Origin of the sequence: uncultured Campylobacter sp., assembly GCF_938018035.1 — a bacterium.
GTDB lineage: Bacteria > Campylobacterota > Campylobacteria > Campylobacterales > Campylobacteraceae > Campylobacter_B.
The window spans coordinates 1-6,227 of record NZ_CALIJF010000238.1 but is presented as its reverse complement, the minus strand read 5'-3'; the positions used below and the strand labels follow the sequence as shown (position 1 = coordinate 6,227).

Annotated in this window: 6 protein-coding genes; all 6 read right to left on the bottom strand. The window is 30.4% G+C overall.

Annotated elements, in window-relative coordinates; translation table 11 throughout:
* Positions 1-24: 24 nt before the first annotated feature.
* The 6 genes from cas3 to Q0257_RS07135 are packed head-to-tail and all read right to left on the bottom strand — an operon-like array spanning position 25 to position 5,707.
* Complete coding sequence (gene cas3 / locus Q0257_RS07160; RefSeq protein WP_298023370.1) at positions 25-2,286, bottom strand: CRISPR-associated helicase Cas3'; 2,262 nt, start codon at positions 2,284-2,286, stop codon at positions 25-27.
* Entirely contained in the window at positions 2,286-3,026 is a 741-nt protein-coding gene (locus tag Q0257_RS07155; protein ID WP_298023367.1) for a CRISPR-associated protein Cas5, read from the bottom strand. The genes cas3 and Q0257_RS07155 overlap by 1 nt, the downstream gene beginning before the upstream one ends.
* Positions 3,026-3,796: a type I CRISPR-associated protein Cas7 gene (locus Q0257_RS07150; RefSeq protein ID WP_298023364.1), complete on the bottom strand. Its 771-nt coding sequence runs from the start codon at positions 3,794-3,796 to the stop codon at positions 3,026-3,028. The genes Q0257_RS07155 and Q0257_RS07150 overlap by 1 nt, the downstream gene beginning before the upstream one ends.
* Complete coding sequence (locus tag Q0257_RS07145; protein ID WP_298023361.1) at positions 3,789-3,896, bottom strand: type I CRISPR-associated protein Cas7; 108 nt, start codon at positions 3,894-3,896, stop codon at positions 3,789-3,791. The genes Q0257_RS07150 and Q0257_RS07145 overlap by 8 nt, the downstream gene beginning before the upstream one ends.
* Positions 3,889-4,311: a hypothetical protein gene (locus Q0257_RS07140; protein WP_298023358.1), complete on the bottom strand. Its 423-nt coding sequence runs from the start codon at positions 4,309-4,311 to the stop codon at positions 3,889-3,891. Before Q0257_RS07140 ends, Q0257_RS07145 begins: the two co-directional genes overlap by 8 nt.
* A gap of 1 nt (position 4,312) precedes the next feature.
* Positions 4,313-5,707: a TM1802 family CRISPR-associated protein gene (locus tag Q0257_RS07135; RefSeq protein ID WP_298023355.1), complete on the bottom strand. Its 1,395-nt coding sequence runs from the start codon at positions 5,705-5,707 to the stop codon at positions 4,313-4,315.
* Between the last annotated feature and the right edge of the window lie 520 nt (positions 5,708-6,227).

Below are 6,227 nucleotides of genomic sequence, written 5' to 3'. Positions count from 1 at the left end.
CGGTGATTTGGTCCTTGCAAAACATTAGTCGAATACCTCTTCAGCGATCGTAATTTTGGGCAAGAAACCATCAAATTTATTATAGAAATTGCCTGGCGGTAAAATATATCTGCCAAAATAATCTTTTAAAATAGTTTTATAATCTTTTTTGAGTTCTTCTAGTAAATTTTTACTAACGGATATAGTATATAATCCCAAATCTTTTTCCGAATCTTTAATTTCTGCAATAATTTTAAATTTATCGTCATTTGATTGTAACAATTTATCCCGATTATCTAAAAACTTGTCGAAATGCCCACTATACTGCTCTACAAAAAGTGAAACCTTCCACTCCTGTTTTGGCATAAAATTTTCATTAAATTTTTTAAATAATGTTTGAAATTCCAGGTTTTTAGCGTATTGCAATAAATCTACGCTAGTCGTTTCATTTTTTGTACTTTCAAAATAGCTCTCTAAGACATTATAAATTTCGCTCTCTTTTATATTTTGCGATAGAATTTCCTTTATCTTATCCTCTTGCAGATCCGTATCGTGATATGGGAATGATTTACCTTCTAAATAATCAAAAACTATAACTTTTGCAGGCCTATCTGACAAGCCTTCACGATTTACTCTACCCGCAGCTTGAATAATAGAGCCAAAGGGAGCGAACTCTCGAAAACCTATATCAAAGCTAAGATCGACCCCCGCCTCGATCAGCTGCGTTGCAATCAAAATAATCTTTTTACCACTACTTAATTTAACTTTTATCTCGTTAATAATCTCAACTCTGTGAAGTGGAATTTGGTGCGTAGTCAAAAGATAGACGCTATCTTTATTCTCGCTTTTGTTTTTTATGACTTCATATAGCTTTTTAGCTTTTGAGATGGTATTTACGACACAAAGCACACTTTTATCTTTATGGAATAAAATTTCATCTTTTAGGATGTCAAAATCATTTAAATTTGGCTTATAAACGAGCTCATATCTATCCCTATCTCGCTCGTATAAAACGGGGCTTGAAAGCTCGGTAAAATTTTCAAGCTCTGATGCAATATGAGGCATAGTCGCAGACATAAGTATAAAGTGGATATTGTATCTTTTTGTATATTCATTAAAAGCTGCGGAAATCGACCTTAATAAAACTCTTGGGATATTTTGTATTTCATCTATTATAATAACGCTATCTCGTAAGGTTTCTAGCTTTAAATTATCTCTATTGTGATTTGAAAAAAGTACGTAAAAGAGCTGATTAAAGGTCGTAACGATAAAATTTTCATGCCAAATATCGGCTAAAAATACTTTCTGCATAAACTGCTCTTGCTCATCTTCATTATCTTTTTCTTTGTCTATTTTACTACTTTTATAGCTTGTTAGGTGGTGATATTTTAGTACGTTTTGATCCGATATTATCTTTTGATATTCGTTATGTATTTGATCTATGATAGAGGTAAATGGTATAGCTGTTATAATTCGTCTTTTATCGCCTTTTATTTTAGCTATTTGCAGTGCTAAATTTAGGGCCAAAAACGTTTTTCCTATACCGGTGGGCGCTTTAATCAAAAACTTATCTTTTTGCGTATTATGATTAAAATTTTGAAAAATAAGTTCCTTCGCTTTTGTTCTGTATTTGTTTTTACAGCCAGTTTGCTTTGAGGTTATAATATCTTCTATCTTATTAAGATAAAGATCTATTTTTTCTTCACTTAAAATTTCTACATTTTTATAGGGCCTAGAAAAAATAGCCTCAAATTTATCAGTCAAAACAAGCCTCGAATAGCGCTTCTTAAAAATAAAGTAGTTATCTAAAATTTGATATTTTTCCAGCTCGGCCTCTAAATCAAAAAAATAGTCGACAAATTCATTAACATCGGGCCTTATCTCTAAATTTGATCTACAAATCGCTTCATCTATCTTTTTAAATTTATCTTTTATCTTTGCTTTTATATTGCCTAGTTCGCTAAAGAAAAATTTAAGATCGGGTAAATCAGAATGATGTTTTAGAATAGTAAAAAAATTAGCTAAAAAATTTATATCTTTATCAACTCTAATAAAAAAATATATAAAAGCACTCTCTAGAGTATGCGTTGTTTTTAGCTTTTGTTGGGCTTTTTCGAAGTCCTCTCTTGAGGCAAAATTTTCTACTTCTAAATTTATATAATCTTGAAATCTCTGTGCAATCTTGGCAATATCGTGAAAGGATGCCGTCTCCTTATGATCACTTTCATCAAAACTATCGCTTATATTTTTTACATGGAAATTGTAGGATTTTTTAGGGTGCGAGTTAAAAGAGTTTGAAATTTGCATTATACAAATCTACAATGATAAATTTCATCAACGCAAACTATCTCGTAAATCTTAACATCTCTAGCTTTTATTTGCTTGTTGGATAATATTAAATTTACGCCAGAAGCAGGAGACCTCTCTGGCGTTAAAGTACTCGCAAAACTAATCGGAGAATATAAAATACCTTCTTCAAAATCTATATTTTTTACGTCATCTTGAAGCACGAACGAATCTATATTTATTTCATCAAATTTTTTCTCTTCGTATTTTGTTATTTCTATGAATTCGAAATTGCCCGCGAATTCGCTATTGCCAAGATAAAATGAAAATTTACAAATTCTATTTTTCAGATTATGAATCGCTTCGTCTTCGAGCTTAAATTTATCAATAAAAATTATATACTTAGGATAAATCAAGAGTTCTCTATTTATTGGTTTTTGAGGAGCTCTATTGTCACGCAAACCAAGCGAGATTTTTTGCATATCAAATTTAAGCAAACTATTTAGATGAGACTTTGTAAATTTAGTATAGTCGTTTATATAATTTTGTGAAAAACTCTTTTTCAAAATAGGAGTACATGGGATTACGCTATATTTAAAGTCGTCAAATCTATCATCATTTAAATAGTTATCTATGCCAAGTACAGCTGCCAACATACCACAAACCGTAGTTTTTGGAGGGATGGGTAAAGTGATATTTTGACTAATCCCCAAAGGATCTCTAAAACAAGCAAATTTACCCCAAATTTTAAATGCAAACATTACAGTTCTTTGGCCTCTAAATTTATATTTAAATCTTTAAAATTATCCAGATACTTTTTAGCCGAATCATCATAAAAAACTACTACTTTTTCTATTTTTTGGCTCATATTTTTTAACGATCTTAAAAGAGCCGAGAAATTTAATTCACATTCGCTAAAAGTACGAAGCTGTTGAGAGTTCTCATTATCTATATTTACAAGCTCATCAAGTAGCCCTATCATATAAGTATCTTTGTAGATAACCCTTATAAGCATTCTTGGTTTTTGTCCGACTTTACTCCTAGTGTTGAGCAACTTGGTGCCTTGCCACATAGAATCAAGCATATCGGCAACATCTTCTTCGCTCGCATTCGTTTTATCGGCACTTAGAGAATTTATAGTACCATACATTGCAAACAGCCCATAAGGTATATAATTATCAGTTCTAAATGTCTTATTTAAGCTATTGTCTTTACCGAAAGCGCCGGTTCCTTGTGATAAAATAGTCTCTGTTTCATTTAGTGATTTAGCCCAAGAAAATTGCACTGTACCTATAATTTGAAGATTGCTTTTGGGTGCCACTCCCCCAAAAAGTCTATTATCAATGCAGCTTAAAAAAACTTTTTTATCATCTTTTTCATTTAAAGTACTCTTCAACTCAGTAAATCTGGTTTCTGCCGATTGTACCTGCTCTGCGTTATTTACAAATACGGTTTTACCTTTTCTATATTGCAGATCATCCCTGATCGTTCTTTTTACTCTAACATCGCTAACGACGGCTTTTCTATTCATCGTATCTTGGTGCATTATCGTTTAGCATGTCGCCGTTAGGATTAGTCATTTTTGCATCCCATAAAAATAAAATTTCACTATGCTTTGCCAACTCACTCATTGTCTTCTCCTTGTTTTTGATTTTCTTTTTTAAATTTTGCATAATCATTAAACCCCTTAATGAAAGCAAAAGAAATCTCCTGTTGAGCTACTCTTATATTTTTTGGATATATAAAATAAGTGGTAACTAATTGTGATAAATCATTGTTTTTGGGAGTATTTAGACTAAATAGCTTCTCAAAATAGGTTGCTTTATTAAAAATAGCTTTTAAATTTGATTCCGTTATTCTTTTGGTCGATAACCATTTTTTAAACGTTTCGTTCTTTTTTACAACTTTCCCGTTAGGATTATACGAACTATCGATAATACCTTTTGAATAAGCGCCTATTAAATAAGCTCCTTTTATTAAGCCATTCTCAAAATAATAGGGTTGCTCAAGCAATAATTTTTCAAAATATTCAGAAAAAAGTTCCATTCTACATCCTTATTGCATTTATATCTTTTAAAAATTTTAAAACCTTGTTTTCGCTTTCTACAAAAACATTCGGATACATTATCCACTCTTTTATACCATCTTTCAATTTACTTTTATTTTCACCGTCAAACTCTCTAAAGTGCTCAAAACGCTTTAAAACTTCGAGATAACCTATTTTTAAATATCCTAAAAGCAATTTTGCTAAATATATTTTTTCTTGTAAAATTTTATTTTTCAAATTTGCAATGCTATTTGTAGATATAGCAAACTGTTCCGTAATCCTAAAATAATCCTTTAAATATACAAATCTAATATCATCATCCTCGCCTTGAAATCGTTTCATAGCATCCGTAATATGTTCTTCTTGCATCAAATTCACTACCTTTCTTATCCTGCTTGGCAAAACATCTTCAAGAGTAGCAAATATTTTAACAGATAAATTGGTAACATTCACCTCCGTAAAGAATATATCGAGCGTAAAACTATTAATATATTTGAAATTTTCTATTTGCTTATTCAATTTTCTAATAAAGCTCTCTTCCCTAGCAGCTTCATCACTTAAAGTATTTGATTTCTCAAGAAAATTTATCATTTCCTTAAAAATATCTTCGTTAAAATCTACCATAGACGGAATTATTATATATTCTAATCCTTTGTAATAAAATTTAAGATTGTTTATCGCATACATCCAGCCTTTTTTGACCGATTTTGCCGTATTTTTTGACATAGGAAGACGGATTATGGATTGCTCTTTAAATTTATCATCATAGTTATCCATAGTAAAAAACTTGACATTCGGATCATACCCACAAGGTTCTTTTTCTTGGGTAACAATATCTATCTGCTCCTTTAAAAAAGCGTTCCCTTTTTTGTCCTCTATATGAGGCTTTACCAATTCATTAATATAATTTTGCAGAACTTCCGGCATGAGCTCATAAAAACTTTTGCCATTTATAAGTAAAATCAGAAAATAATCGCCTTGCTTAAAGTCTTTTAACCCAAGTTCATCATTTTTGTAGTTATCTATATAATCAAAAACAATCTTTGCTAAACTATGATTTTGTGGATTTGAATAGATTAAAATGGAATTTTGTAAAGTATGCGAAATAGCTTGGAATTTTTTATATAAATCTTTTTCGTTTTGATACTCGTAGTTAGGGTATAAATAATATGAATTACTAGTTCCACCTATCTTTTTTGTAAAAAATGTTTTTATGGTATCTAATGAAGTTCGTGATAGTTTTGGAGTACTAAGAAGCCTCCCGTTCTCAATTTTAAAATCAATAGCCAAAGTTATATGGTCACTATCCTTAAAATTGGAACTTTTAATCATAGCCTTAACATCGTCGTCACTTAGCAGGCTGCCAATTTTATAGAGTTTATGAGCTAATCCCATATTTTATTTTTACCTTAAGTATTTTAGTTAATTTTACGACCATTTTACTTAAATATTTCTAAAATTATTCTAGATTTGAAATCAGAATAAGATTAAGGCATTAAGAGGCATATTTTATTGTGATTCAAAAACTAATTGCAATAAATACTGAACTCTATCTGCCCAAAATTTATGTCAAATATTTTAACATCTACGATAGGGCTAAAAAATATACACAAAATGCACAATATGTATTTCCCGTGCGATTAAGAACTTTTTTAGTTTTCAAATATAACCCCTTATTGTTACCTCATTATAATACAAAATAAAATATATGTCAAATTATATTGTTTTAAAGGTTCAAGTGCCATTTTATTTTGATAAAAATTGTACTATAATGCAGATCAAAGAATAAGGTTTCCCGCTGGGATTTAAAATTATTGTTTTAAAGGTTGTGACCTTATTCTTTTTGCTTTACAACCTCCAAAACCCCTACTCCGTAGTTCATGCACCCACTTCCAGCGCCCGTACTAAGGATCAA

Coding starts and splice junctions, on each gene's coding strand:
- Q0257_RS07155 (WP_298023367.1), bottom strand. CDS start 3,026: ATGTTTGCATTTAAAATTTGGGGTAAATTTGCTTGTTTTAGAGATCCT.
- cas3 (WP_298023370.1), bottom strand. CDS start 2,286: ATGCAAATTTCAAACTCTTTTAACTCGCACCCTAAAAAATCCTACAAT.
- Q0257_RS07135 (WP_298023355.1), bottom strand. CDS start 5,707: ATGGGATTAGCTCATAAACTCTATAAAATTGGCAGCCTGCTAAGTGAC.
- Q0257_RS07140 (WP_298023358.1), bottom strand. CDS start 4,311: ATGGAACTTTTTTCTGAATATTTTGAAAAATTATTGCTTGAGCAACCC.
- Q0257_RS07145 (WP_298023361.1), bottom strand. CDS start 3,896: ATGAGTGAGTTGGCAAAGCATAGTGAAATTTTATTTTTATGGGATGCA.
- Q0257_RS07150 (WP_298023364.1), bottom strand. CDS start 3,796: ATGAATAGAAAAGCCGTCGTTAGCGATGTTAGAGTAAAAAGAACGATC.